Origin of the sequence: Nocardia brasiliensis ATCC 700358 (assembly GCF_000250675.2) — a bacterium.
GTDB lineage: Bacteria > Actinomycetota > Actinomycetes > Mycobacteriales > Mycobacteriaceae > Nocardia > Nocardia brasiliensis_B.
This window is the reverse complement of sequence record NC_018681.1, coordinates 6007649-6032144: the sequence shown is the minus strand read 5'-3', so window position 1 is coordinate 6032144 and position 24496 is coordinate 6007649. Positions and strand designations below refer to the sequence as shown.

Below are 24496 nucleotides of genomic sequence, written 5' to 3'. Positions count from 1 at the left end.
TTTCGCCGCCACCATGTCTCGTTGCTCACGAACCGGTCCGGACCGGTGCCGACTGCTGCTGCGCCGACGAAGCCGAGAAGCGCTCCGCGAGAGCGCTTATCGCGGTCAAAGCGAGGGTGATCACGACACCGCCGAGGATGGCGCTGCTCGGCGCGGTGTGCGCGAGAACCAGCGCGGACACGGTGGCGGCGAGCCCGTAACCGATGCCGCCTACCGCGTACATCACCGAATAGGCCGCGGCGTGCAGGTGCGCGGGCAGCTGGGCGCGCAGCGCCAGATTGCGGGCGACGATCACCGCCGCCTGGAACAGTCCCGCCGCGGCGAGCGCGACCGCGATCCCGAGCCCCGGCGTGATCGCCACCAGCGCAACGCAACCCGCGGTGACGACGAGCAGGATCAAGGCCTGCGCCCGCACCGTCCCCGGCCATTCGCGCAGGCCGTAACAGAACGCGCCCACCGCACCGGTGACGGCGAACGCGGTGAGTATCGGCCCGGCCCAGCGCACTTCGATGCCCCGGAACTCCAGCAGCGCGGGCAACACCAGCTCGGCCGTGGCCAGCAGCGACATCGCCGCGGCACTGGTCAGGTAGATCGGCCAGCCGGAGAGTACTGCGCGCCAACCACCTTCGGTCTGCTCCGCCGTGGCCGCGGCTTGTCCGGGCAGCAGGAAGATGAGCACGGCCGCGGCCGCGGCGCCGACTGCCGCGAGCGTCAGGGGAGCCGCGGGGAACAGACCCGTGGCCAGCGACACCACCAGCACCGGCGCGGCGGCCCAGATCACCTGGGTGAGCATCGCTTCGACGCCGAGCGCGCGGGGCACGTCCGGCGACGCCACCAATCCGATCAGCATCGAACGCATCCCACCGGGCGATCCGGCCGGACCGAACCCTGCGAGGAAGGCCAGCCCGATCAATAGCGGCGCGGGAGCCGAACCGCTCGATGCCAGACCGGCGAACGCGGCGGCGCCGACGGCGAAACCCGCGGCCAGCTGCGGTCGGATCCGTTGCTGACGCAACCACATTCCCTGCACTGCCGCCCCGATGACCTCACCGAGGACGTACCCGGCGGACAGCACTGCGCCGAGCGCATATCCGCCGGGGGTCGACCTGACGAGAAACACCAGGCCCAGCGGCGCCATCGCGATCGGCAGCTTTCCGGCGAGTGACACGATCGACCACGCGAGCACCTCGCGGGTGGCGAGCCGCCGATAACCCATCCTCTCGCCTCCGCCCCCGGATCCGGCATTGATCTTCGTGTCAACCAGCCGACGGGCTCAGGTATTTCCCTGCGGAGCTACGGCTTTCGCAGCGGAGCGGACCTTTCCGCGCAACAAGGCGGCCTACTGGGGGAGGGTTGGGTCGCCCACGGACTCGGCGACCGCGAGCCGTTCGGGCACCCGGTCGGCGGCACAGAACCGTCGCGCCGCGATAGTGATTCGGGTAGCGGAATACCCCTACGGAGCACCTTGTGCGGGAAGATAACTCGAGCGAGTGGTGGGACTCCGACGGCGGTCCGTCGAGGGCGACCTCCAGCACGAGTGGCCGGTGGTCGTCGGGTGCGCGCAACAGCGCGTCCAATCGTCCGGTGCGGAAAGACAGGTGAAAGCGGCACTCCCCGTGGACGAGACGTGATCCTCGGCGGGAAAAGCCTTGACCGACAGCGCCTCCCCGTCCGCGTTGTATGCCTGCCAGGTGAACGGGCGATCGGAGCGATGCGCCGCGCGGACCCACCGCGCGAGTTCGTTCTGCACTCCGGGAGTCTGCCGGCGTGCCCGATAGGACACACCTTCGATAGGCAAGGCCGGGCCCGGAATGCGAAAAGCCGCCCGCATCGTGCGATGCGGACGGCCTCTGCGGTGTCGCTTACACCCGGCGGCGGGTCTTGAGCAGGTCGAGACGCTCCTTGAGGAGTTCCTCGAGCTCTTCCTTGCTGCGGCGTTCCAGCAGCATGTCCCAGTGGGTGCGCGGCGGCTTGACCTTCTTGGTCTCGACCGTGGTGCCTTCGATCAGGATGCCCTCCTGACCGTTGCGGCAGAGCCAGGTCGGCGGGATCTCGGCGTCGTCGGCGAAGGGGACGTCGAACTCTTCCCCGTTGTCGGTGCGGTACCGGGCGATCCGACGCGGCGCCAGGTCGTGGTCGCGGTCGGTCTCGTAGCTCACCGCTCCGAGCCGACTGCCCCGGAGTACGCGATCTGCCATGGTGTGCCTCTCCCTGTGTGCTCGAGTCTTGTTGCTGCGACCGGGTCCGGACGAACGTTCTCGTGCTCGACCTCAGGTACAACGTACGGGCCTGCGCCGATAGTTCCCGTCGCGGCCGCGGAACCGTTCCATTGTAGTCGCACCGGTGTGGGGGCCGCGCCACGCCCGTGGTCGGCGGGTTCGGTGAGGGTCGCTGACCGGTCCGTGCCCGCCGAACCGTTAAGGTTCTGCGTCATGTCGCGCCGCTTGCTGTCCTGCCTGACTTCTCGCTAGGGGGTGTGTTCAATCTCTGATCGTCGTCACTCTCGTCAACTGTCCTGCCTGTGGTGTGGGCGAGAGATCGTGGAGTCGGAGGCCGGCCGTCGTCGCCGGTACTGCCGGCAGTCGTGTCGTCAGCGGGCCTACGAGCATCGCAACAGCCTGAAGGGCACCGGGATCCCGGACGATTCCGTAGTGCTCAGCGCGCAGGAGGCCACCGACCTGGCCGATCGCTGGTTCGCCGCCCGGTGCGCGGCCGAGGACGTCGCGATCGCCATCGAAGAGGGCGCCTCGCAGGAGGAACTGGCCACCCTCGGCAAAACCCTGGTCGAACTGGCCCGCGACGCCGAACGGCTGCGCTGAGCGGGACGGCCGCCCTGGGTCGGATGGGTGCGCTGGGTTGGGCTGCGGTGCTGAGTCAGACCGCTGCGCTGACCGGGCGCTGAGCGGCTCGCCTCACGCGGTGTGCCGGCGGCGCAGATAGATTCCGCCGAGGAGTGCCCCGGTGCCCGCGACTACGCCGCCGAACGCCAGCAGCGTGGTGGCGTCCGGGTGGACCAGCGACTGGGCGCGCATCGCCTGCGCGAACACGATGGCGAGCAGCCCGGTGTAACCGAGGCCGAGCACGCCGATCACCGCGGCGCGGGTGCGTTCGGCCCGCAGCCACCGATAGCGCGGTGCCAACCAGGCCAGCACGAGCACCGCGAGCAGCAGCACCTGGATGCCGTGCAGCCCGACGAAGTGCGGGACGCGCAGGTCGCCGCCGATCGTGCTCCAATGCGTGATCGGCATGCCGGGGGCCGCGTCGCGCGGGGACAGGTCGCGCAGCGCCGGATCGATGACGGTATGGCCCGCGATCAATTCGACGACCTTGCCGTCCGCGTCGCGCACCAACTGCTTGCCGGTGAAGCCCATCAGGTATCCCATGGCCATGCCCGCTACCGCGAAGAGCAGTCCGAACCGGATCGCGCTCGCCGTCGGCCGGTCGACCAGGCGTTGCCAGCACAGGATCAGTGCGATCAGCAGGTTGGCCAGGAACAGGCCGGGCACACCGGACATGAAGATCTGCTGGCCGATCTGGTTGACCGGGTCGGTGTCGACGTTGTTGAAGTGACTGAACGTGCCGCGCGCGCCCTGTACCGCGATGAAACCCACGTCGAGCACACCGGTGATCGCGAACACCGTGCCCAGCCACCAGGTCGCGCGACTTCCCTTGTGCGGCAACGACAGCAGGAACGCAAGGGTGGCGCTGTAGAGGGTGAAGGCGAAGCCGAACTTGAACGGCTTGAGCCACACCGATTCTCCGAGCAACTGCCGGTCGTCGATCAGCATGCCGATCGCGGAGACGACGGCGAGGGCGGCCATGAAGGCGACCGACACCATGAGCGGACGATGCAGGCGGGCAGCGGTCCGGACGAGCCCGGCGGCGCTCGGGTGCGGCCGGTTCGCCGGCGTCGGTGCGCCGGGCCCGGCGGCCAGATCTGTGGTAGCCATGCACCGACGGTAAGAAGCCGAACCCGTGGAAGACGTCCCGCCGCAGCGCTATTCGCGTCTAGTACCCGGGGCGTCGCGTCTAGTACCGGGGTACTGAGCACGGAGGCGGTTCGGCCGCGATCGCGTCACCGTTGACGCGATCGCGGCCGAACCGCTCCGGGTTTCGCCAGCCCCTCATCGACTCGCGAAGGGGGTGGGACTACGGGGTGTTGCGCAGGATGTCGATGCCGCGGCCCGCGAGCCAGGGCAGCGGGTCGATCGGCTGGCCGTCCGCGGTGTGGATCTCGTAGTGCAGGTGCGGGCCGGTGGAGAAGCCGCGGTTGCCGACGGTGGCGATGATGTCGCCCGCGCGGACCTGCTGGCCGACGGTGGCCAGGACGTCGTTCACGTGGCCGTAGATGCCGATGGTGCCGTCGTCCTGCTGCACCCGCACCCACATGCCGAAGCCGCTGGCCGGTCCGGCCTCGATCACCACGCCGTCGGTGACCGCGGCGATCGGCGTGCCGATCGCGTCGGCCAGGTCGAGGCCCGCGTGCAACGCGCCCCAGCGCATGCCGAAGGTGGAGGTGAGGATGCCCGCGATGGGGCGAACGGTCTTCGGTCGCGCGGCCTCCACGGCCAGGCGATGCTGCTCCCAGACGACGCTCTCCGGGACGGTTTGCGGCATCTGGGCTTCGCGCGGGGTGAACGCGGTGAACGCGGCCTGGGGGGCCACCTCGGTGTCGGCGGCGGCGCGGGCGCCGGCGGTCAGGTGGCCGGCGCCGGTTTGGTCGGCGGCGGCGAGCACCCCGAGCGAGGCGCTGACGACGGCGGACACGGCCACCGCGCGGGTGGCGGCGCGGTGGCGCCGGGTCCGGGTCGCGCCCCGACGTGAAGATAACGGAACGGTCACGGGCATGAGACGAACGTACGGGAGGTGAACAGTGACTCCGCAATCCTGTGGCAACCGTCACAGGGGTGTGAAAGCCCAGTTCGCTGATCACGAATGGGTAACGAGGCGGCGCGCCTCGCGCGCCCACCTTGGGGAATTCCGTAATGCGCCGAGTTGACCGTGCGGTCGCCAGTTGATCACACTGTTTAAGTGGCGACTAATGGAGTTCGTGCGCTCGAAGCGCTATCCGACCCGACTCGGCGGGCCATCTTCGAGGCATTGCCGCAGGCCCCGCGCTCGGTCGGCGAACTTGCCGCACTCACCGGCGTGACCAGCTCGGCGGTCTCCCAGCACCTGCGTATCCTGCGCGCGGCCCGCCTGGTGCTGATGCGCCCCGAGGGCACCCGCCGCCTCTACTCCCTCGACCCCCGCGGCCTCAGCGACGCCCGCGACTACCTCGACCAGTTCTGGCCCAGCGCCCTCGCCGCCTACTCCGCCGCCCTCCAAACCGCCCGCACCACCTCTTGAACGCCACTTCCGTTCCGCCGCAACCCTTTTGACTCGCCGGACTCTTTCTGGTTCGCCGCACCCCTTCCGTGCAGACGCACTCCCTGTGGCGTGGCACACCGGGTGGGTGAACACAGAAGTGGTGCGGCAACGCGGGCGCACCCCTTGCGGCATAGCGCAGCGGGACGCCGGGTCGGAGGTGGGAAGGGGACGTCCGCGGGGTATTCGCGCTGGATCGTCACAGGGCGTGGTCGTCGCGCGGGTGTGGGTTGAGTCGGCGTGGTCGTCGCGCGGGTGCGGGGCTCAGCCGACGCGATCGTCGCCTGGTGTGGGGCTCAGTCCCTGCGGCGGAAGGCTTGCGGCTTAGCCGCCCGGCGGCTCAATCGGCGCGGCGGAAGGCGTGTGGTTCAGCCGACGCAGCAGGAAAGGGGTGCGGTTCAGCCGACGCGGCGGAAAGGGGTGCGGCGGGACTGTTGGGTGCCGGTGCCGGGCCAGTTGCGTTTGCTGAGTTGTTTGTCGACGGCGGCGATCACCTCGGTGACGCCGATGCGGAGCAGTCCGGCGTCGGGGGTGTCGGCGTAGGGGTCGCCGAGTTGCCCGGCCCAGAGCACGGCGTGGCGGTTGAGCAGGTGCGGCGGCGGCCCGGCCCAGCGCGGCGGCGTGGGGCCGAAAAGCAGGACGGTGCGGGTGCCGAACGCGGTGGCCAGGTGGGCGACCCCGGTGTCGCCGCAGACCACCAGGCTCGCCTCCGCGACGGTGGCGGCCAGTTCGGTCAGGTTTTGTTCCCCGGCGAGTACCCGGCCGATCGGCAGTCCGGCGCGCGCGGCGATGTTCAGCGCGATCTCCCGCTCGTATTCGTCGCCGGTGAGCACCACCTCCCGGCCCAGCACCAGCAGGTGCCGGACGACGGCGGCGAACCGGTCGGGCGGCCAGCGCCGGGCGGGCGCCCCCGCGCCGACGTGCACCACGACGCAGTCCCGGTGGCTGGTGGTGGAGACCGGCGGCACCAGGCCCAGATTGCGCCGGTCGGCGACGATCTCGTCGGATTCCAGCAGATGGCACCAGCGGTCCACGTGATGCATGTCCGGCTGCCACTCGGGGCCGGACAGTTCCGGGAACGCCGGATTGCGATAGCTCAGGATGCGCCCCGGGTCGGTCTTCTCCAGCGCCACAATGCTTTCGGTGCTCGGCCCGTGCAGGTTCACTGCCAGTTGCGGTCCGGGCGCATCCCAGCGCAGGGCGCCCGCGTCGGCGGTGGGCACCATCGCGTCGACGGAGGCGATCAGGTCGACGATGGGCTTGAGGCGGGGCGGCGCGGCGAGCACGATGCGGTCGTGTGGCCTGGCACGACGCAGCGCACGAAGCGCCGGGACCGCGGTGAGCAGATCACCGAGCCCACGTGCCTGCAGCACGAGTACAACCGCCACCCTCTTCTCCTAGCCACCCGGGACCCACGAAAACGTGACCCGCATCCGTTCCACCCCAGGGGTGCACCCGACGAGAGCCATTGAAAGATAACTACCCGACCCCCATCGGCGATAAACCCCGGCGCGCCAGGCGTTACTTATCGCACCCTGTGCTGAGGACAACTAACCTCGTGACATGACCTCCCGGCTCAACCCGTACCTCAGTTTCGGCGACACGGCCCGCGCAGCTCTGGAGTTCTACCGCGACGTGTTCGGCGGCACCCTGGCCATCAGCACCTTCGGCGAATTCAGCGATCAGGACGCGCCCGGCGCCGAGCTGGTCATGCACGGCATCCTGGAGACGCCGAGCGGGTTCACCCTGATGGCCGCCGATACCCCGCCCGGCATGGAATACAAACCGGGAAGCAGTATTTCGATCAGCCTCAGCGGTTCCGATGCCGCGGAGTTGCGCGGCTACTGGGCTCGGCTCTCGGCCGCGGGCACGGTCTCGGTGCCGCTGGAGAAGCAGATGTGGGGCGACGAGTTCGGCATGTGCCAGGACCGGTTCGGCACCGTCTGGATGGTCAATATCGTCGCCGACGCGGATGCCGCCGGTGTGCCCCCGGAAACGGCGGGCAATACGTGGTAGCGCGACGCCTCGGGTTCGGTGAGCAAATGTCCAGGGAACCCGCGTAACAGGGCCTAACATCTGATCATGACGACAAACAGCGTGCTCGAGGGTCCTCTGCAGTCTCTTGCCCGCAGTGCGTGGCAAACAATTCTGGTCACCGGCATCCTCTCGGTGATCCTCGGCGTGATCATTCTCGTGTGGCCCGGCGTCACCCTGCTTGCCGCGGGTGTGCTGTTCGGCATCTACCTGGTGGTCAGCGGCTTCCTGCAGCTGATGGCCGCCTTTGGCGCGCCGACCGGCACCGGGATGCGGGTGCTGGCCTTCATCAGCGGCGTGCTGTCCATTGCAATCGGCGTGTTCTGCTTCCGGGACGAGCTGACTTCGATTCTGCTGCTTGCCATCTGGATCGGGATCGGCTGGTTGTTCCGGGGCGTCGCGGCGGTGATGATCGCGCTGTCCGAGCCGGACGTGCCAGGCCGCTGGCTGACCGTGTTCTTCGGCGTGCTCACCGTGATCGCGGGCATCGTGCTGATCGCCTGGCCGCTGTCGTCGGTGGCCACGCTGGCCGTCGTGGTCGGCGTGTGGTTGATCGTGCTCGGCGTGATGGAAATGGTCACGGCGTTCGGAGTTCGCAAGGACGCCAAGCGGCTTCAGCACTCCGGCATCTGAACCGGTCGGTTCTTTTCTTCGTCGCGGCCGCCGTGTCCCGCTGGGCACGGCGGCCGCACCGCGTTCACCTGCACTCTTTCCGCCGGGACCGCGCTCGTGTCAGAATGCAGGCGCAATAGACACCGAGGTCGGCATCGGGGTTGGTCGACATCGAAATGAACTGGAGGCACGAATGTTTCGTACTGCTGGGTTTGTCGGTGCGGTCGCCCTCGCGGGTGCGGTCGGTTTTCTGGCACCGGGCACGGCACAGGCCGCGACCGGCACGGTGACCATCAACAACACCGCGCACGACAACCCGGTCGGCTGCATCAAGGCCGAGGACAACTTCTACACGACGCTGCAGATCTCCGTCGGCAACGCGACCGACCGGGCGATCAAGGCGTACGCGAGCGGCGACTGCTCGGGCGCGTCCTTCGGTGAGGTGCCGCCGGCGACGATCGGCTACCTGCCCAAGGGCGGCAGCGTCTTCGTCGACTGAACGGTTCGGTCCGCTGCCTGCCACGGTCGGCAGCGGACCCCCGCTTCACGATTCGAACAACGACTGCCCGATATAGCCGCCCGGCGCGGCAACCCCCGGCGGAATGACGAAGACCGCCGAACCCACCGGCGTCGTCCACACATTGAGCGCGTCGAACTCCGCGAGCCGCTGCTGCACCGGTAGGAACTGAGCGTCCACGTCGCGCTGGTACGCGGCGAACAACAGACCCGAGTTCGAGATCTGACCGGCCGCCGGCGCGTCGTCGTAGTTGTAGCCGCGGCGCAGGAAACGTTCCCCGTCATGGGTGTGATGCGCGCGGGCGATATGCGAGGACGGCGGGATCACCGGGATACCGTTCGCGTCGACCGCGGCGAAATCCGGCTCGTCGAACTCATCCGTGCCGGTGAGCGGAGCCCCGGTCGCGACGGTCCGGCCGACGGTGAGTTCCCTGCCCTCCTGGTCGATCTCATCCCAGGTGTCCAGCGTCATCGCGATCCGCCGCAGCACCAGCGAGGTGCCGCCCGCCAGCCAGGGTTGCCCGGCGCCGTCGTCCCAGACCAGCCGATCGAAATCGGGAGTATCGGGTGCGATGTTCACCGTGCCGTCCACCTGACCCATCAGGTTGCGCGGGGTCCGGCCCGGGGCAGCGTCCCGGAATCCGCGCTGCACCCAGCGCACCCGCACCAGCGACGCGACACTGCGGCACAGCACGCGCACCGCGTGCGACACGGTCGTCGACTCGTCCGCGCACACCTGCAACAGCAGGTCGCCGTCGGTCCAGGCCGGATCGAGGCGATCGATGGCGAACGGCGGCAACGGACGCAGCCAGGCCGGCCGGCGCTGCGGCACGCTCGCGAACACCGCCGGACCCAGTCCGATGGTGACGGTGAGCCGGGACGGGCGTTGCGCGAGTTCGGGTTCGGTGTCGGCCAAGGCCGGGCGGCCCTGGGTCAGCCGGGCGGCGTCCCCGGTCCAGATCTTCAGGATGCCGATGATGTCGTCGCGGGTGACGCCCGGTTTCAAATCGAAGGCGACGAACGTGGCGTGCGTCTGCGGTGCAGTCGCGATCCCGGCCTGATGCGGACCATAGAACGGTTCGATCGGGGCCGGCGGTTGCTCGTCGCGGGCCAAGGTGAGCGCACCCCAGCCGAGCCCCGCCGCGCCCGCCGCGGCGGCACCGCCGCCGAGCAGGCGACGGCGGTTCAGGCTCGGCCGCGCGCTGGTCCGCTCAGCCACCGTGCGTCGGGGCCTGCGCGTCGTCCGCGTGATCGGGGGCGTAGTTCTCCTGGTTGCCGGAGAAATCGCGCACCTGCGCGGTGAACGTGGTGCTCGATCCGTCCTCGAAAGTGAGGGTGACCGGGGTTTCGGCGCCGGTGCGCAACGGGCCGGTGAGCCCCATGAACATGATGTGGTCGCCGCCCGGCCGCAACTCGGTCTTCCCGTGCGCCGGAATCACGAAACCGCCCTGCTTCGGCCGCATGGTCTTCGTTCCGCTCGCGTCCGCCACCACCTCGTGCAGTTCGACCCGGCTCGACGCCGGACTCGACGCCGACACCACCGTGCGCGGCTGGTCGCTCCCGTTGCTGAGCTGTCCGAACGCCGCCGACATCCCGCCGTCCGCGGCCTTCACCCACTGATCGGTGATCGTCACCGCCTCCGCCGACTTCGCCTCGGCCTTCTCGTTCGACGAACAGGCGACGAGCAGCAGCGGAACGGCAGCGGCCGCCGCCGCAGCACGCAGCAGGGCAGTGGTACGGGAAACCGTTGTGGGGGTACGCATATGGAACTCCGATCGAGAAAAGGAATAGGAATCAGCCGATTTCGCCCGAAGGCAGCACGATGGACCGCGCCCCGCGAATTCGGTTGCGCCGCTGCGCCGGAACGCGCCGGCCAACGCCGACCGAGCCGCGGGAAACCAGGGCGAGGAGCACACGTCGGTCCGCAGCAGTCGCACTCAGCCGGCATCGCGACCGAGTCGGCAGAGCCGCCACCGGGCTGCCGCCGTTGACCGCGCCGTTGCTCGCTGAGCAGGTGACGTCGCCGAGCCGTTGGCGTTGGCTGTCGGCTGTGTCGTTGTCCGCTGAGCTGCCTACGTCGCCGAGCCGTTGGCGTTGGCCGCCTGTTGGCGTCGGTTGTGTCGGTAGCTAGTCGGGCTGCTGACGTCACCGAACCAGTCACGTCGCCGAGCCGGTGGCCTTGGTGGTGTCACCCGACACGACGTTGCTGCGCCGACAGCATCACGAGCCAGCGGTGTCGCCAGGCTCACCAGCACGCGGGCCTTCCGGTGTGTGCCGTAGCTCGCTGAGCCGGTGGCGCTTCCGAGCGGTCGTGCCGCTGAGCTGGTGGCGCTGCCGAGCGGTCGTGCTGCCGGGCTGGTGGCGCTGCCGAGCGATCGTGCCGCTGAGCCGGTGGCGTTGGCCGCATTGGCTGTGCCGATAGCTCGCTGAGCCGGTGGCGCGCTGCTGCGGCTTTGCCGTGCCCGTGGCCTTTCCGGGCCGGGGGTTCCCAAGTCGGCGGCGTTGCCGAGCTGGTCACGTTGCCGGATTCGGTGGCGGTGTTGCCGGATCGGTGGTGCCGATTGCTCGGTGAGTGGTCGGCGTGGCTGTGCCGGTGCGTTGCCCGATAGGGCGTCGCCTGGCCGGCGGTGTAGCCGGGCTGACAGCTTTGCCGAGCCGGTTACGTTGCCGTGGTGGCAGCGTCACCGGGGGCGGTCGGTCCGGATGGCCCGGAGGCAGTGCTGGCGTCGCTTGTCGTATGACGAGTCGTGTTGCTCGGCAACGGAACTCATTCGATTCGGGCGGCTGCGGGACTGCTGCGGTCAGCGGGTGCGCGGTGGTCCGCGGCGGCCGAAGCCGGAGCTGCGGAGTAGGCGGCGGGGTGTGGTGAGCGATCCGAGGGGGATCGAATAGGCCGGTTCGAACGGGGGAGTCGGGGCGGTGTAGAGCACCTGCACGGCTTGGTTCGCGGCGGAAACTGCTCGGGCGACGGCGAGTTCGGCGCAGCGGATGAGTGCGGCACCCACGGGGATCGCGGCGAGGTGTGCGCCGAGCATCACCGCGGACATGCCCGCGCTGTGCTGGTGCCCGGGTGCGGCGGTCAGGGCGAGATGACCCACCGCCTGCCCGATCGCCAGTAGCACCATGATCTCGGCGACGCCATAACGGTTCGGTCGCACGCCGACCAGCACACCGACCCCGGTGCACGCGGCGATCAGCAAAACGATGGGGGACCGGGTGGACGACACGGTGCCGCCGCCGACCGCATGGGCCGCGATGCTCACCGCCCCCGACGCGGAGCCGACGAACGCACCGCGCACCCGCGCCATGCTCACCACCGGATTCCGCACCGACCCATCCTACGGCCCACCCCCGCCCACCCTCCCATCCCTTCCCGGCTCGAGCGCCCGGCGGCCTGCCGCGTACGTCTCGGCGAATCCATGCGGTGGTTGTTCGCCGAACTCGAACGTGCGGCGCGGCGGGTGGGCTCAGAGGGGTCGAAATCCGGAACCTACACCGCCGGTGCGGTCTATGTCGGCGAGCACCATGCCGATCTGGGTGGCGACGGCGACGTCGTGCAGGGGGCTGGCGGCGGATTTGCACATCAGGTCGACGGCGGGGAGGGCGGTGGCGGGGATGCCGATGTGCCCGACGTTCATGCCGATGAGGCGATCGCCGAGGGTGACCGGCCCGCCGGAGTCGCCGGGCTGTGAGGAGGACTGGTTCTGGAACCACCAGCGGTGCGTATCCCAGACGACACCGCAGTTGAATCCGGTGGTCCGTCCGTGTTTGCACACCACGTCCCCGGGCCGCGGCGGTGCGCCGACGCCGCCGATCACGGTCGCGGCGACCTGTCGGCTGGGCCGCACCTTGGTGTGATCGAATTCCACTACCGCATAGTCGTTCTGGTGATCGACGGCGGCGACCGTGCCGACCACGCCCGCGTCCGGGGTCTGCTCGGCCCGCACGGACATGCCGAGTTCCGCGCAGTGCCCCGCGGTGAGCCCGACCAGCCGGTCCGCGCGGTCGTATCCGATGGTGGTCAGCGTGCAGGCGCCGCGCCCGAGCAGGATCCCCGATCCGCCGCCGAGGCTGGTGCTCGGCTCGACCGCCGCCGCGACACCGTGCGCACCGGCGGCGCAGATCAGGGTGAGCGCGCCGACCGCGAGCTGTCTGCCGAACCGTCCCAGCGCAACCATGTCGCACCTTTCGTTCGCGCACACGCGTCAGGGCCACCCGGAATTCTCCCAGACCAGCCGGTCTGTGGCGCGGTCGATGACCGTTCCGTGACCAGATCTCGGTGCAAGCGCAATCAGGCGGCGAGGAATTCGGTCAGGTGTGCGAGCAGGGCCTCCGGCCGTTCTTCGGCGAGGAAATGGCCGCATTCGGGAATGGCTGCGCCGGTGACATTTTCGGCATATTCGCGCCAGATCTCCAGGGCCGGAATCTCTTCGAGGAAGCTGGCGGCGCCCCACAGGGCGAGCACCGGCATGCGCAGGCGGTGACCCGCGTCGGCGTTGTCGTGCTCGGTGTCCAGTTCGGCCGCGCGGTAGTCGTCGAAGCCCGCGCGCAACGCGCCGGGAGTGCTGAAGGCGCGAATGTATTCGTCGATGGCCTCGCCGGGCAGTCCGTGTCGATTGACTGTCCAGGTTTCGAAGAAGTACCGCAGATACCCGGAAATATCGTGCCCGACAAGGCGTTCCGGCAGATCGGGTTGCAGGTGGAAGAACCAGTGGAAGAAGCGCCGTCCCAGTGCGGCATCCATCCGCCGCCAGGTCTCCCGGGTCGGAATAATGTCGAGCACAGCGAGTTTCGTGATCTGATCGGGCCGATCCAGGGCCCAGCGATGGGCGACCCGCGCGCCACGATCGTGGCCGACCACTGCGGTGGTGTCGAAGCCGAGGGATTCGAGCAGCGCCGCGACGTCGGCGGCCATCGTCCGTTTGTCGTAGCCGGTCGTCGGTTTGTCGGTGTGCCCGTAACCCCTTAGATCCGGGGCGATTACGGTGTGCCGCTCGGCCAGGGCGGGCAGTACACGCCGCCAGCAGTAACCGGTTTGCGGCCAGCCGTGCAACAGCACGAGCGCCGAACCCGATCCCGCGCGCCGGTAGTGCATGTGGATGCCGTTCACGGTGGCGACCCCGCGACTGATCTCGACCATAGGAGCATTCTCGGCCGGGCCGGGCCGGCCCGGCGGGGAATCGGGTCATCTGCCCGGCGAGCAGCTAGCTCACAGCGTGATGGCCGCGCGCACGAGGTTGTGATCGGACAGCCCGTCCACGTCCTCGACCGTCACCTCGTGCACCGTCGCATCACGCACCACGACGTGATCGATGTACTGCGATTTCGCGCCCGAGGAGCGGGGGCGGGTCGGCAGCGCGCCGGGGGAGAGGCCGGCGACGGTGAAGCCCGCGCCGAACTCCGCGGCGACGGTCTCGCGGTCGGTGTTGTAGTCGCCGAGCAGCACCGCCGGGTATTCCGGTGTGCTGGAAGCCAATTCGGCCAAGCGGTGAAACTGGCCCGCGCGCCGCCGGTCGCCGGTCACGTGCGTCGCGATGACGAGCACGCCCGCGGCGGTGATCACCAGCGCGCCCTTGCCCGGGTCGTCGGCGAAGGATTCGGCGGCGATCTCCCGGCTGGGCCCCGTGACGATCAGCACCAGGTGTTCGCTCGGATCACGCAGCTGGCTGGCGTGCCTGCGCGCCGTGGGCAGCCGTTGATACTGCATGGAATGCACTGTGCGGTCGGGCAATCCGGCTCGCAGGCTGATCAACTGGTCACCGCTGACCTCTTGCAGTGCGATCAGCTGTTCGGTGCGGGCCGCGATCCGCGCGGTGACCGCGTCGATGCGCGCCGCCTCGTCCGGCCATCGGCTGGAGACATCCTCGTACCAGTTCTCGGCATGAATGCGATGCAGGACATTCCAGGTGGCAACGGTGATCACATGTCGCGATGCTAGGCGACGCGCGCCCATCCCCGCCCGGCGGAGCGGCGTCCCGCGCCGCCGGACCTGTCTGGCGGCGATCTTCGTGACCCGACAGCAACCTGCCGATGCGCTGGTAAGCGCTGCTGCGCCGGTATAGAAGGGGAACGAGAGTTGGTCGGCGATTCACCACTTTGCAGTCCCCACTACGAAATGGAGACCGAATGCGCACCACCTGTCTCGGCCGGATTTTCCCGGCGGTGATTGTTCTGACGGCGACGACCGTGCTGGTCGGTCAGGCACCGAGCTCCGCGGCCGAACCCGGCAGCGGCGATGTGGTCCGGTTGTTCTTCGACGATCGATCTCCCGATGCCGAGGACGAGGACCTGCGCTGCATGAATCTCGACTCGGACGCCACCGCTTCGGTGGCCTCGTGCCAGCCCGCTGCCGCCGCGCCACGGCAGCGGTGGGAGTGGAAGATCGTCGCAGACGGCTTCGTTCAGCTGAAGAACGTCGCCACCGGGTTGTGCCTGGACAGCGGCGGGCAGAGCGGAATCGTCTACGGATTCTCCTGCAGCCCCGACAACGCGAACCAGCGGTTCCGCTACCACCTCAGGGGCACCGCCACCCGTCTGATCAGCGGGGACAGTAGGTATGCCTGCCCGGACATCGTTTTCGGCGATGACAAGGTGCGGATGACCTCCGAGAACCGGAGGTGCCGGAACGACGGCGGCCTCTGGGAAGTGGCGGCTCTCGGCTGACCGCAGGATCGGGCGCGACTCGTCGGGTGCACAGTCGCGGCCGGGGTCCGTCGACCGCCTAAAGAAATCAAGCTATGCAGATATAGCGATCTATGCATATGATGTGGATATGAGCAGCGACGGACGAGCAGCTGGGCACAACCATAAAAGCGCATGGATGGGGGAACGATCGGAGCTGATCTTCGCCATCGCCTCCGGTATCACCTACGCCGCGGGCATGACCGCGAAATACCTGGTATCCGCACCCGAGTGGGTGGCGATCGTATTGTTCGCCGCCACGTACTTCTTCGGCGGCTTCTTCACGATCCGCACCGCGATCGCGACGATACGGCGTGGCCGGTTCGAGGTCGATTTCCTCATGCTGGTCGCGGCGGTGGGCGCGGCCATGGTCGGCAAGTGGGCCGAGGGGTCGGTGCTGTTGTTCCTGTTCAGCCTCGGGCACGCGCTCGAGGAGTACGCGATGGGCCGGGCGCAGCGGTCGATCGAGGCGCTGGCCGAACTCGCGCCGGGCACCGCGCTGGTTCGCGGTCCGGACGGCGCGGTGCGGGAGGTGCCGGTCGACGAGCTGGCGATCGGCGATGTGGTTGTGGTGCTGCCGAATTCGCGACTCGCCGCGGACGGTGTCGTGGTCGCGGGTGTGAGCAGTGTCGACGAATCCTCGGTCACCGGCGAGAGCATTCCGGTGGAGAAGGCGCCGGTCGCCGCCGCGCAGGCCGCGCTGTCGAGTAGTACTCCCGTACCGGAAACGCATCGGGTATTCGCGGGCACCATGAACGGCGCGGGCGCGATGGACGTTCTGGTGACCAGCCGGTCCGCCGACAGCATGCTGGCCCGGGTCATCACGATGGTGCGCGAGGCCGACACCCAGAAATCGCCGACCCAGCGGTTCATCGACCGGTTCCAGGTGTTCTATGTGCCCGCGGTGCTGGCCGGTGTGCTCGGCGTCCTGGCGTTCGGCGTATTCGTGAACGCGGAGCCGTTTGCGGACAGTTTCTACCGGGCGATGGTGGTGCTGGTCGCGGCGAGCCCGTGTGCGCTGGCGATCGCGACTCCGAGCGCGGTGCTGGCCGGGATCGCGCGGGCCGCACAGGCGGGCGTGCTGGCCAAGGGCGGCGGCCCGCTCGAGACGCTGGGCCGGGTGCGCTCGATGGCGTTCGACAAGACCGGCACGCTCACCTGGGGCCAACCCCGGGTCACCGATATCGTGCCGGTGCGTGCCGAGGTGCGCGACGAGCTGATCACCACGCTGTTCGCCGTCGAGTCCTACAGCGACCACCCGCTGGCGGGGGCGATCACCCGCGACCTCGCGCTGCTGGTGCCCGCCGGCGCGGAACGCACGGCGTCGGAGGTGAATTCGGTGACCGGCCGGGGTGTGACCGCACTGGTGGACGGTCGCGCCACCGAGGTCGGCAATCGCACCATGTTCACCGAGCTCGATCCCGAGGGTCTGCCCCCGGCGCTCGTCGAGATCGTGGACGACCTGCACGATCAGGGCCGCACCACGATGATCGTCCGGCACGCGGGCGCCTACCTGGGTGTCGTCGGAGTGATGGACAGCCCGCGCGCGGAGGCGGCACCCGTGGTGGCCCGGCTGCGGGAGCTCGGGATCGACAACATCGTCTTGATCTCCGGGGACAACCAGCGCGTCGCCGACGCCGTGGCCGCGGACATGGGTCTGGACGCCGCGCACGGTGGGTTGCTGCCCGAGGACAAGGTCACCATGGTCACGCGGCTGGGTGGCCGCAACGGCACGGCGATGGTCGGCGACGGCGTCAACGACGCGCCCGCGATGGTGAACTCCTCGGTCGGCATCGCGATGGGGGCGAGCGGCTCGGCGGTGGCACTGGAAACCGCCGATGTGGCACTGATGGTCGACGATATCGGCAGGTTGCCGTTCGCGGTGGCGTTGAGCCGGCGGACCGCCGGGATCATCCGGCAGAACCTCGCGTTCTCCTTGCTGATCGTCGCCGCGCTGGTGCCCGCGACGCTCATCGGGCTGCCCATCGGCCCCGCGGTCTTCATCCACGAAGGCTCGACCCTGCTGGTCGTCGCGAACGCGCTGCGCCTGCTGCGCTTCCGTCGCGGCGCGGAGCACGAGGGCATCGAGCACGAGCCGCGACCGGTCGCACAGAAGTAACGCGGATTCAGTCAGCGGCCTGTTCGACGGGATCCCACCGGCGCACGAACGCGGTGAACGCGGTGCCGGTGCGGTCCCGTACCGCCGCGGCGATGATGTCCCACGGCGAGACGACCTCGAAGTCGAAATCGGCGGTGAGCATCAGCGTCGGCGGGTCCCCGGCGGCCGGTTGCACCGGCCAGCTCCAGCGCGCACCGGTGCGCCGGATGAGCAGTTCGCCCAGGTAGGTCGCGACGCCGGCGACGAACGGCCCGACCTCCGGTGCGTCCAGTGCGGCCACCTCGCCGAACCGGCGCAGCACCTCCGCCTCCAATTCGTTCAACGTCGTTCCGTCGCGGAAGTCCAGCGGGATATCGTCGGAAAGGTCGGCCCGCAACCACTCCAGGCGGCCCTCGGCCTCACCAGGCCAATCCCTGTATTGCAGGCGAGGATTCATGTCCGCAGCCTAAAACACCACCCGGCTTCGCGCGTCGTGCCGAATCCGATCCGGGCGTGGCACGCACCCGGCCGCACACGGAATCTCCACATTTGATGCGGCGGCTCTCCACAGGCGGTGGCTAGGGTTTGCGAGCATGGAGCAGAACGGACCGGGTGGGGGACAGGTGCTGCGGCGGATCCTGGTGGTCGATGACGAGGTCACCATCGCGGAGTCCGTGGCAGCCCGGTTGCGCGCCGAAGGATTCACCGTGGATCTGGCGCACGACGGCCCGGGTGCGGTCGCTGCGGCCGCGGCGCTGGCCCCCGACCTCGTCGTGCTGGACGTGATGCTGCCCGGATTCGACGGGCTCGAGGTGTGCCGCCGGATTCAGGCGGAGCGGCCGGTGCCGGTGCTGATGTTGACCGCGCGGACCGACGAGACCGACCAGCTGATCGGCCTCGGCGTCGGCGCCGACGACTATCTGACCAAACCGTTCTCGCTGCGGGTGCTCACCGCCCGGGTGCACGCGCTGCTGCGCCGGGTGGAACGGGCCGCCGATCGCGACGGCACGGTGATCGCCGTCGGTGACCTCCGTATCGATATCGACCAGCGCCGAGTCTGGCGGGCCGAAGTCGAAGCCCAGCTCACGCCACTCGAATTCGATCTGCTGGCCCGGCTGGCGCGCCGCCCGCGCGTGGTGCTGGCCCGCGAACGGCTGCTCGAGGAAGTGTGGGACTGGGCCGATGCCGCGGGAACTCGCGCGGTGGACAGTCACATCAAGGCGTTGCGGCGCAAGCTCGGCGCGGACCTCATCCGGACCGTGCACGGCGTCGGCTACGCCCTGGAGGCGCGATGAGCACGGACCCCGCCGATCCTGCGTCGGGGGGTGTGCTCGCGCGGCGACTGCGGCTCACCTCGGACTGGGTGGCGGACGTGCTGCCGCGCCCGTTGGATCCGGTGCGTTCGATCAAGCTGAAGCTGGCCATCCTCATGCTGTGCGCCGGTGGTATCGCGTTCGGGTTCTTCCGGTTCAAGATCGGCTGGCTGCCGCCGAAGACGACGGTCGCCGCGATGGTGATCGCGCTGGCCACCTCGCAGTTCCTCGCGCACGGCATCACCAGGCCGCTGCGGGAGATGACCGCGGCGGCCAAGCGGATGGCGCAGGGCGATTACACCCGCCGGGTGCGGGCGAGTTCGCGCGACGAGGTCGGGCAGCTGGCCGAGGCGTTCAATCAGATGGCCGCCGATCTCGCGGCCGCCGACCAGCAGCGGCGCGATCTCATCGCGAACGTCTCACACGAATTGCGCACGCCGATCACCGCATTGAGCGCGGTGCTGGAAAACCTCGTCGACGGTGTCTCCGAACCTGATCCGAAGACCTTGCGCACCGCGCTCGCCCAGACCGAGCGACTGAGCCGGCTGGTGTCCGAACTGCTCGACCTGTCCAGCATCGAGGCGGGCGCCTTTCCGTTGGACCGCGAAAAGCTCGATGTGGCACCGTTGTTCGCCGAAGTGGTGGCCGAGGCCGAGGTCGCGGCGGCCGCGCTGGGCCGCGGTGTGTACTTCACCAGTCACGTGCAGCCCAGTGCCGCAACGGTGTTCGCGGACCGGGCCCGGCTGCATCAGGTGTTGCTCAATCTGCTCGACAACGCCGCCCGGCACGGTCCGGCCGGCGGTGAAGTGCGCGTCACCGCGCGCCGACTGCCCGGGGAACTCGTGATCGAGGTCGCCGACGACGGTCCGGGCATACCGCGCGCCGACCGTGCGCGCGTCTTCGACCGGTTCACCCGCGGTGGTCGCACCGACGGCGGCGGCACCGGCCTCGGCCTGGCCATCTCCCGCTGGGTGGTGGACCTGCACGGCGGCACCATCGCCGTCACCGACCCCGGCTCCCGGATCCGCGTGGTCCTGCCCGACTGATTCTTCTCCCACCGCACCCCAGACCGCCATCAGGTCCCGGGGCGATCCCGCACACCCTCAGGAGGGTAGTCATGCCCGAAAATGCCACTACACCAATACCTTCGACGCTGTCCGGTACGCAGCAGGTCCACCACAAACTGCAGCGCTCCGCGACGTGGCCTGCCTCGCAGCCGATGCGCATTCCACCGAAAATCCCGCGCTGGCAACGGGTTACCCACCCACCCGGCGCACTGGCCGTCACACTGCTGATCGGCCTCGCCGGCGCCGTCCTGATCCCACTGGACCGCCCCGGCATCGGCTGGTTCCTGGCCGCCGCCATCGCGGTCGGCGCGATCTGCGCCGTCGACCGCAACGCCCGCAAAACCCTCGCCCGATCCCCCGAGCCGCCTGCCGCAGAGCAGGTCCCGGGTTCAGCGGGAGCGGCGGTGACATCGAACCGCGGAGGGGACGGTTCGACGTCGGAGCCGCAACCCGCCCCTGGGCCAACGGTCAGCAACGACGCGACAATCTGGGGAAACCCCGCGACCCGCGCTACGCCCGCTCCCGCCGCTGGGCCCCCGTCCGGCGATGTGTCCGCATCCCAAGATGCCCCCGCGCACCACGATGTGCCCGCGTCCGGCGATGTGCCCGCGTCGGGCGATCGCGCCGCGTCCCACGATGCGCCCATGCCCGGCGATCGCGCTTCGTCCCACGATGCCCCCGCGTCTGCTCGTGCCCTCGCGTCCGGCGACAACCCCGCGTCCCGCGACAGGCCCGCGCCTGGCGGCGCCCCCGCGTCCGGCGTTCGCGCCGTGACCGGCAAAGACTCCGCGATCGGCAACGATTCCGCGTCCCGCGATGTGCCCCCGCCTGAGGATCACCCTGTGAGCGGTGACGATGCCGAGATCCGTGGCGCCACTGTGTCTGGCGATCATGTCGCGGCCGCCGAAGACTCCGCGATTGGTGATGCGCTCGTGTCTGGCGATGACCGCGCGTCCGGTGATGTGCCCGCGGCTGAGGATCATCCGGTGACCGGTGAGGCTGCGGAGATCCGTGGCTGCTCGGCGATCGGCGATGGCTCCGCGTCCGGCGATGCTCTCGCGTCCGGCGACGACCCTGCGGCTGCTAGTCATCCCGCGACCACTGACGTTGCGGAGATCTGTGGCGACACTGTGACTGGCAACGATCCCGCGGAGGGCGACGTCCCTGCGGCCCGCGGTGACCGGGCGATCGGCGGTGACCGAGGGGCCGGTGGCGACCGAGGGTTCGGTGATGACCTGAGGGCCAGTGATGACCGAGGGGCCGGTGACGGGTTGGTGTCCGAGGACGTTTCGGTATCCGGGGTCCGCCCTGTGATCGGTGGCGCGGCAACGGGCGACGGATTGGTGGCGGGGGCCGAATCGACGGCCTCCGTCGGTGGCACCGGGCTCCGGTTTGGCGACAAGGCGGCGCGGATTTACTGGGTGGCAATGGTTTTGGTGTTGCCGGCGGTGGGCATATTTCGGGCGGCCGGGTGGTTGTTCGTGTGCTGTCTGGTGGGGGCGGGGGTGGCGGCGTCGCTGGCTGTGGTCGGGCGGCGGTCGGCGAACGGCGCTTGGGTCGACGTGTTCGCGGTGCCGCTCGCGGTCTTGCCGGGTGCGCAGTGGCTGTTCGCCGGGGTCGAGCGGGCGCGCTCGGGGGCGGCGCGCCGGGAGTGGGGCGTCGCGCTGTCGGCAGTGGTCACGCTCGTGTTGCTGGGGGTGTTCGTGCCGCTGCTCGGCGGGGCCGACGCGACGTTCGCGGCCCTGTTCGACGCGGTGACGCCGCGGGTCGACGGCGGTCTCGCGTTCCAGTGGATCTTCCTGTTCACCGTGCTGGGTCTCGCCGCGGCCGGTGCGCTGTATCTGCTGGCCGCGCCGCTGCTGCCGGCCTCGGAAAGCGCTGGGGGACTGCGTGTTCGGCAGCTGCGCCGGATCGAGTGGGTGTTGCCGGTGGGCGCACTGACGGCGTTGTTCACGGTGTTCGTCATCGCGCAGTTCGTGGCGCTGTTCGGCGGCGACGACTACGTCCAGCGCACCGCCGGCCTGACCTACGCGGAGTACGCGCGGACCGGATTCTGGCAGCTGTCGGTGGTCAGCATCCTGACCTTGGCGGTGCTTCTGGTGGTGCTGCGGTGGGCCGACCAGGCGACGGCGGGTGACCGGATGTGGTTGCGGGCCTTGCTCAGTGCGGTGGCCGTGCTCTCGTTGATCATCGTCGCGTCGGCGCTGGGCCGGATGTGGACCTACCAGCAGGCCTACGGGTTCACCGTGCTCCGGCTGCTGGTGGAGGTCTGCGAGCTGTGGCTGGGTCTGGTCTATCTGCTGGTGCTCGCGGCCGTGCTCAGCCTGCGCCGAATGTGGTTGGTGCGCACCGTGCTCGGTACCGCGATGGCGACCCTGCTGGCGCTGGCCGTGGTGAATCCGGAGCGGTTGATCGCCGATCAGAACATCGATCGCTGGCAGCAGGGTAAGCCGTTCGACATCGGCTATTTGACCGTGCTGTCGCCGGACAGCTTGCCCGCCATCGATCGCCTGCCGGAGCCGATGCGTACGCAGGTGCGCGAAAGTATCCACGAGCGAATGGATTCCGATCCGTGGAACGGCTGGAACCTGTCGCGGGCGAGCGCGAGCCGGTGAGTCAGTCCTCGTCCGGCAGCACCTGGCCGGACACGTGCTCCTGCGCGAGCCTGCGTAACGCGGAGAGCATCGTGTCGCCGAGAATCGTTCCGACGATGGCGGTTTCGGTCATGCGCTCGACCGTGGGCACGCCGCGGACGAGTTCGATGTCGATCGCGGCGACGGCTTCGGCGGCCGCGGCGTAGTCGTCCATTTTCGCGATCACGTCGGCGTGCCCGAGCTGGCGCAGCGCGGCGCACACGTCGGTCAGGGTGTGGCGGGCCGGGTTCTCGTCGTCGACGGACCATGCGCGGCGGGCGAGCAGGTCGGCGACGTCGGCCTCGGCGGCGGCCTGCTGGTCCGCGCCGACCGGGGAGCGCCGGGCGCCCAGCGCGTACATGGCCTCGCCGAGGGCTTGGCGGGCGGTCAGGTCGCCGGTGTCGAGGACGGAGATCAGCTCGCCCGCCGCGCTGATCGAGATGCCGCCGATGTCGACCAGCGCGCGTATCAGGCGTAGCCGGTTGACGTGCTGGTCGCCGTACTCCACCTGGTTGTGGTGGGTGCGCAGGCCGGGCGGCAGCAGGCCTTCGCGCAGGTAGTACTTGATCGTCGCGGGCGGCACGCCACTCGTGCGACTGAGTTCGGCGATCCGCATGGGCGACTCCTGCTCTCAGGTCGGGGCTATTGACAGTGGGAAGTACAGCTATCCATAATCTCTGTCGATAGTACAACTATCGATAGCAGCACTCAGCACTGTCTGCCCGTCTCGTCGAAAGCAGAACCATGACCTCCGCATCCCGGCCCCCGGCCGGACGCCTCGCCTTCCTGCGCTGGCATCGCCCGTTACTCCTGCTCGCTGCCGCGATGGCGGTCCTGACCGTCTTCGCGATCGGCGGGATGATCGTGGACGACCGCGTGCTCACCGGCCTGCCGATCTGGACCAAGGCGGTGAAATTCGCGCTCTCCACCCTGATCTACGCCGTCACCTGGGCCTGGCTGATCGACCAGCTCACCGCCTGGCGACGGGCCGCGTGGTGGGCGGGCACCGTGGCCGCGATCGGCCTCGGCATCGAACTGGTGATCATCGTGATCCAGATCGTCCGGGGCACCACCAGCCACTTCAACTTCACCACCCCGCTCGACGGCGCGCTGTGGTCGGCGATGGGCTCGACCATCATCGTGGTCTGGCTGGCCACGGTGCTGGCCGCCGCGGCGCTGTTCCGCAGCCCCGCGCGTGATCGCGCCCGAGACTTCGCGATCCGTTCCGGCGCAGTGCTTTCCGTGGTCGGCGCGGCGCTCGGCATGCTGATGACCCAGCCGACCCGGGCCCAGCTCGACAGCGGCGGCTCGATCCGCGGCGCGCATACCGTCGGTCTCGCCGACGGCGGTCCCGGCTTGCCGATCCTGGGCTGGAGCACCGTGGGCGGCGATCTGCGTATCCCGCATTTCCTGGGTATGCATGCGCTGCAAGTGATTCCGCTGGTGTTGATCGCGGTGGAACTCGCGGCCCGGCGCCTGCCCGCGCTGCGCGAGGCGGCGGCGCGACGTGGCGTGCTGGTGGTGGTCAGCGTGGCCTACGCGGCGCTGCTCGCGGTGCTCACCTGGCAGGCCCTGCGCGGTCAGTCGGTGGTGCGCCCGGACGCGCTCACCCTGCTCGCGTTCGCCGTGATCGCGCTCGCCGCAACAACTTCGGTCGTCGTGATCCTGCGCGGTGCGGCACCGCCTGAGCAGTCCGCACCGGCCTTGGTTTCGACCGGCGGCGGTGTCCGATGACCAGCTTCCTGTTCGACCTCACGTTCTACACCGCCGCCCCGTTCTGGGCGTTGATGATCCTTGCCCCGTGGTGGCGGCGCACGCCGGCCATCGTCGCCTCCCCGCTGATCTGTGTACCGCCGATGCTGATCTATGCGATCGTCGTGCTGCCGGACTTCGGGACGGTGTGGTCGGCCGTGTCCGGCGCGGACCTGGCAGGCATACAGGTCCTGCTCGGGGGCAGCGCCGGCGCCGCGGCCGCTTGGGCGCATTTCATCGCGTTCGACCTGTTCCTGGGGCGCTGGATCTTCCTGGACAGCCGAAAGCGCGGTCTGCCCGCGCTGCTGATCAGCCCGCTGCTGGCGTTCACGATCATGCTCGCCCCGCTCGGTGTGCTGCTCTACCTGGTCGTGCGGGCGTTTCGCGCGCCGAGAGCCGAGGCCGACGCAGTGCGGTGACTCC

At 69.4% G+C, this 24496-nt stretch carries 25 protein-coding genes; 12 read left to right on the top strand and 13 right to left on the bottom strand.

The genetic code is table 11. The annotated features are described in order from the left end of the window. Window positions 1–25 precede the first annotated feature (25 nt). Both O3I_RS26570 and O3I_RS26565 read right to left on the bottom strand, forming a co-directional pair. Window positions 26–1216: an MFS transporter gene (locus O3I_RS26570; RefSeq protein ID WP_014986091.1), complete on the bottom strand. Its 1191-nt coding sequence runs from the start codon at window positions 1214–1216 to the stop codon at window positions 26–28. A 646-nt stretch (window positions 1217–1862) separates the two neighbouring features. Then, window positions 1863–2198 (bottom strand): RNA polymerase-binding protein RbpA, encoded by a 336-nt coding sequence (locus O3I_RS26565; RefSeq protein ID WP_014986090.1) that lies wholly within the window; start codon window positions 2196–2198, stop codon window positions 1863–1865. 285 nt (window positions 2199–2483) lie between these two features. Between O3I_RS26565 and O3I_RS26560 the strand changes: the two genes are divergently transcribed. Then, window positions 2484–2819, top strand: coding sequence for a hypothetical protein (locus O3I_RS26560; protein WP_081594328.1), 336 nt, complete (start codon window positions 2484–2486; stop codon window positions 2817–2819). Between the two features lie 93 nt (window positions 2820–2912). Here the strand turns inward: O3I_RS26560 and O3I_RS26555 are convergent, their stop codons facing one another. Together O3I_RS26555 and O3I_RS26550 are read right to left on the bottom strand one after the other, a co-directional pair. Further along, window positions 2913–3950, bottom strand: a complete 1038-nt coding sequence (locus O3I_RS26555; protein WP_014986088.1) for a hypothetical protein — start codon at window positions 3948–3950, stop codon at window positions 2913–2915. Between the two features lie 199 nt (window positions 3951–4149). Further along, a complete protein-coding gene (locus O3I_RS26550) occupies window positions 4150–4848 on the bottom strand; it encodes a M23 family metallopeptidase (protein WP_081594150.1) in 699 nt (232 codons plus the stop codon). Window positions 4849–5031: 183 nt separating this feature from the next. Between O3I_RS26550 and O3I_RS26545 the strand changes: the two genes are divergently transcribed. Beyond that, window positions 5032–5349 (top strand): ArsR/SmtB family transcription factor, encoded by a 318-nt coding sequence (locus O3I_RS26545; RefSeq protein ID WP_041562888.1) that lies wholly within the window; start codon window positions 5032–5034, stop codon window positions 5347–5349. A gap of 416 nt (window positions 5350–5765) precedes the next feature. Here the strand turns inward: O3I_RS26545 and O3I_RS26540 are convergent, their stop codons facing one another. Continuing rightward, window positions 5766–6755: a glycosyltransferase family 9 protein gene (locus tag O3I_RS26540; RefSeq protein WP_014986085.1), complete on the bottom strand. Its 990-nt coding sequence runs from the start codon at window positions 6753–6755 to the stop codon at window positions 5766–5768. 175 nt (window positions 6756–6930) lie between these two features. Here O3I_RS26540 and O3I_RS26535 point away from each other — a divergent pair, with 175 nt between their 5' ends. The 3 genes from O3I_RS26535 (at window position 6931) to O3I_RS26525 (ending at window position 8512) form a co-directional block, all read left to right on the top strand. After that, window positions 6931–7383, top strand: coding sequence for a VOC family protein (locus tag O3I_RS26535; protein ID WP_014986084.1), 453 nt, complete (start codon window positions 6931–6933; stop codon window positions 7381–7383). 66 nt (window positions 7384–7449) lie between these two features. Then, on the top strand, window positions 7450–8034 hold the full coding sequence (locus tag O3I_RS26530; RefSeq protein WP_041562887.1) for an HdeD family acid-resistance protein: 585 nt from the start codon (window positions 7450–7452) through the stop codon (window positions 8032–8034). Window positions 8035–8206: 172 nt separating this feature from the next. Beyond that, window positions 8207–8512, top strand: a complete 306-nt coding sequence (locus O3I_RS26525) for a hypothetical protein (RefSeq protein WP_014986082.1) — start codon at window positions 8207–8209, stop codon at window positions 8510–8512. A gap of 45 nt (window positions 8513–8557) precedes the next feature. Here O3I_RS26525 and O3I_RS26520 read toward each other — a convergent pair whose 3' ends face one another. The 6 genes from O3I_RS26520 to O3I_RS26495 form a co-directional block, all read right to left on the bottom strand. Then, entirely contained in the window at window positions 8558–9748 is a 1191-nt protein-coding gene (locus O3I_RS26520; RefSeq protein ID WP_014986081.1) for a Dyp-type peroxidase, read from the bottom strand. Continuing rightward, window positions 9741–10292, bottom strand: coding sequence for a copper chaperone PCu(A)C (locus tag O3I_RS26515; protein WP_014986080.1), 552 nt, complete (start codon window positions 10290–10292; stop codon window positions 9741–9743). The genes O3I_RS26520 and O3I_RS26515 overlap by 8 nt, the downstream gene beginning before the upstream one ends. 1038 nt (window positions 10293–11330) lie before the next feature. Beyond that, window positions 11331–11858 carry a hypothetical protein gene (locus tag O3I_RS26510; protein WP_014986079.1) on the bottom strand — a complete coding sequence of 176 codons (528 nt, stop codon included), beginning with the start codon at window positions 11856–11858 and terminating at the stop codon, window positions 11331–11333. Between the two features lie 138 nt (window positions 11859–11996). Next, window positions 11997–12707 (bottom strand): trypsin-like peptidase domain-containing protein, encoded by a 711-nt coding sequence (locus O3I_RS26505; RefSeq protein WP_014986078.1) that lies wholly within the window; start codon window positions 12705–12707, stop codon window positions 11997–11999. 113 nt (window positions 12708–12820) lie between these two features. Beyond that, the gene (locus O3I_RS26500; RefSeq protein WP_014986077.1) at window positions 12821–13669 is read right to left on the bottom strand and encodes an alpha/beta fold hydrolase; all 849 of its coding nucleotides are present in this window, start codon (window positions 13667–13669) and stop codon (window positions 12821–12823) included. 69 nt (window positions 13670–13738) lie between these two features. After that, a complete protein-coding gene (locus O3I_RS26495) occupies window positions 13739–14452 on the bottom strand; it encodes an endonuclease/exonuclease/phosphatase family protein (RefSeq protein ID WP_014986076.1) in 714 nt (237 codons plus the stop codon). Between the two features lie 203 nt (window positions 14453–14655). Between O3I_RS26495 and O3I_RS26490 the strand changes: the two genes are divergently transcribed. Together O3I_RS26490 and O3I_RS26485 are read left to right on the top strand one after the other, a co-directional pair. Continuing rightward, window positions 14656–15192 carry an RICIN domain-containing protein gene (locus O3I_RS26490; protein ID WP_014986075.1) on the top strand — a complete coding sequence of 179 codons (537 nt, stop codon included), beginning with the start codon at window positions 14656–14658 and terminating at the stop codon, window positions 15190–15192. Window positions 15193–15349: 157 nt separating this feature from the next. After that, on the top strand, window positions 15350–17329 hold the full coding sequence (locus O3I_RS26485; RefSeq protein WP_014986074.1) for a heavy metal translocating P-type ATPase: 1980 nt from the start codon (window positions 15350–15352) through the stop codon (window positions 17327–17329). Between the two features lie 7 nt (window positions 17330–17336). Here the strand turns inward: O3I_RS26485 and O3I_RS26480 are convergent, their stop codons facing one another. Continuing rightward, window positions 17337–17765 carry a hypothetical protein gene (locus O3I_RS26480; protein WP_014986073.1) on the bottom strand — a complete coding sequence of 143 codons (429 nt, stop codon included), beginning with the start codon at window positions 17763–17765 and terminating at the stop codon, window positions 17337–17339. Window positions 17766–17901: 136 nt separating this feature from the next. Here O3I_RS26480 and O3I_RS26475 point away from each other — a divergent pair, with 136 nt between their 5' ends. The 3 genes from O3I_RS26475 (at window position 17902) to O3I_RS26465 (ending at window position 22303) form a co-directional block, all read left to right on the top strand. Then, window positions 17902–18603: a response regulator transcription factor gene (locus tag O3I_RS26475; protein ID WP_014986072.1), complete on the top strand. Its 702-nt coding sequence runs from the start codon at window positions 17902–17904 to the stop codon at window positions 18601–18603. Between the two features lie 134 nt (window positions 18604–18737). Beyond that, complete coding sequence (locus tag O3I_RS26470) at window positions 18738–19667, top strand: HAMP domain-containing sensor histidine kinase (protein ID WP_424769589.1); 930 nt, start codon at window positions 18738–18740, stop codon at window positions 19665–19667. 1448 nt (window positions 19668–21115) lie between these two features. Next, window positions 21116–22303 (top strand): DUF4153 domain-containing protein, encoded by a 1188-nt coding sequence (locus O3I_RS26465; protein WP_041564405.1) that lies wholly within the window; start codon window positions 21116–21118, stop codon window positions 22301–22303. Window position 22304: 1 nt separating this feature from the next. Here O3I_RS26465 and O3I_RS26460 read toward each other — a convergent pair whose 3' ends face one another. Continuing rightward, complete coding sequence (locus O3I_RS26460) at window positions 22305–22937, bottom strand: MerR family transcriptional regulator (protein ID WP_014986069.1); 633 nt, start codon at window positions 22935–22937, stop codon at window positions 22305–22307. Window positions 22938–23065: 128 nt separating this feature from the next. Between O3I_RS26460 and O3I_RS26455 the strand changes: the two genes are divergently transcribed. Continuing rightward, window positions 23066–24055, top strand: a complete 990-nt coding sequence (locus O3I_RS26455) for a hypothetical protein (RefSeq protein ID WP_014986068.1) — start codon at window positions 23066–23068, stop codon at window positions 24053–24055. After that, window positions 24052–24492, top strand: coding sequence for an ABA4-like family protein (locus O3I_RS26450; protein WP_014986067.1), 441 nt, complete (start codon window positions 24052–24054; stop codon window positions 24490–24492). Before O3I_RS26455 ends, O3I_RS26450 begins: the two co-directional genes overlap by 4 nt. Window positions 24493–24496: the final 4 nt, after the last annotated feature.

What these genes read in the sequence shown, in the direction of transcription:
- O3I_RS26570 (WP_014986091.1), bottom strand. Translation starts at nt 1,216, where the DNA reads ATGGGTTATCGGCGGCTCGCCACCCGCGAGGTGCTCGCGTGGTCGATC.
- O3I_RS26565 (WP_014986090.1), bottom strand. Translation starts at nt 2,198, where the DNA reads ATGGCAGATCGCGTACTCCGGGGCAGTCGGCTCGGAGCGGTGAGCTAC.
- O3I_RS26555 (WP_014986088.1), bottom strand. Translation starts at nt 3,950, where the DNA reads ATGGCTACCACAGATCTGGCCGCCGGGCCCGGCGCACCGACGCCGGCG.
- O3I_RS26550 (WP_081594150.1), bottom strand. Translation starts at nt 4,848, where the DNA reads ATGCCCGTGACCGTTCCGTTATCTTCACGTCGGGGCGCGACCCGGACC.
- O3I_RS26535 (WP_014986084.1), top strand. Translation starts at nt 6,931, where the DNA reads ATGACCTCCCGGCTCAACCCGTACCTCAGTTTCGGCGACACGGCCCGC.
- O3I_RS26530 (WP_041562887.1), top strand. Translation starts at nt 7,450, where the DNA reads ATGACGACAAACAGCGTGCTCGAGGGTCCTCTGCAGTCTCTTGCCCGC.
- O3I_RS26525 (WP_014986082.1), top strand. Translation starts at nt 8,207, where the DNA reads ATGTTTCGTACTGCTGGGTTTGTCGGTGCGGTCGCCCTCGCGGGTGCG.
- O3I_RS26515 (WP_014986080.1), bottom strand. Translation starts at nt 10,292, where the DNA reads ATGCGTACCCCCACAACGGTTTCCCGTACCACTGCCCTGCTGCGTGCT.
- O3I_RS26505 (WP_014986078.1), bottom strand. Translation starts at nt 12,707, where the DNA reads ATGGTTGCGCTGGGACGGTTCGGCAGACAGCTCGCGGTCGGCGCGCTC.
- O3I_RS26500 (WP_014986077.1), bottom strand. Translation starts at nt 13,669, where the DNA reads ATGGTCGAGATCAGTCGCGGGGTCGCCACCGTGAACGGCATCCACATG.
- O3I_RS26490 (WP_014986075.1), top strand. Translation starts at nt 14,656, where the DNA reads ATGCGCACCACCTGTCTCGGCCGGATTTTCCCGGCGGTGATTGTTCTG.
- O3I_RS26485 (WP_014986074.1), top strand. Translation starts at nt 15,350, where the DNA reads ATGGGGGAACGATCGGAGCTGATCTTCGCCATCGCCTCCGGTATCACC.
- O3I_RS26480 (WP_014986073.1), bottom strand. Translation starts at nt 17,765, where the DNA reads ATGAATCCTCGCCTGCAATACAGGGATTGGCCTGGTGAGGCCGAGGGC.
- O3I_RS26475 (WP_014986072.1), top strand. Translation starts at nt 17,902, where the DNA reads ATGGAGCAGAACGGACCGGGTGGGGGACAGGTGCTGCGGCGGATCCTG.
- O3I_RS26470 (WP_424769589.1), top strand. Translation starts at nt 18,738, where the DNA reads ATGCTGTGCGCCGGTGGTATCGCGTTCGGGTTCTTCCGGTTCAAGATC.
- O3I_RS26465 (WP_041564405.1), top strand. Translation starts at nt 21,116, where the DNA reads ATGGTTTTGGTGTTGCCGGCGGTGGGCATATTTCGGGCGGCCGGGTGG.
- O3I_RS26460 (WP_014986069.1), bottom strand. Translation starts at nt 22,937, where the DNA reads ATGCGGATCGCCGAACTCAGTCGCACGAGTGGCGTGCCGCCCGCGACG.
- O3I_RS26455 (WP_014986068.1), top strand. Translation starts at nt 23,066, where the DNA reads ATGACCTCCGCATCCCGGCCCCCGGCCGGACGCCTCGCCTTCCTGCGC.
- O3I_RS26450 (WP_014986067.1), top strand. Translation starts at nt 24,052, where the DNA reads ATGACCAGCTTCCTGTTCGACCTCACGTTCTACACCGCCGCCCCGTTC.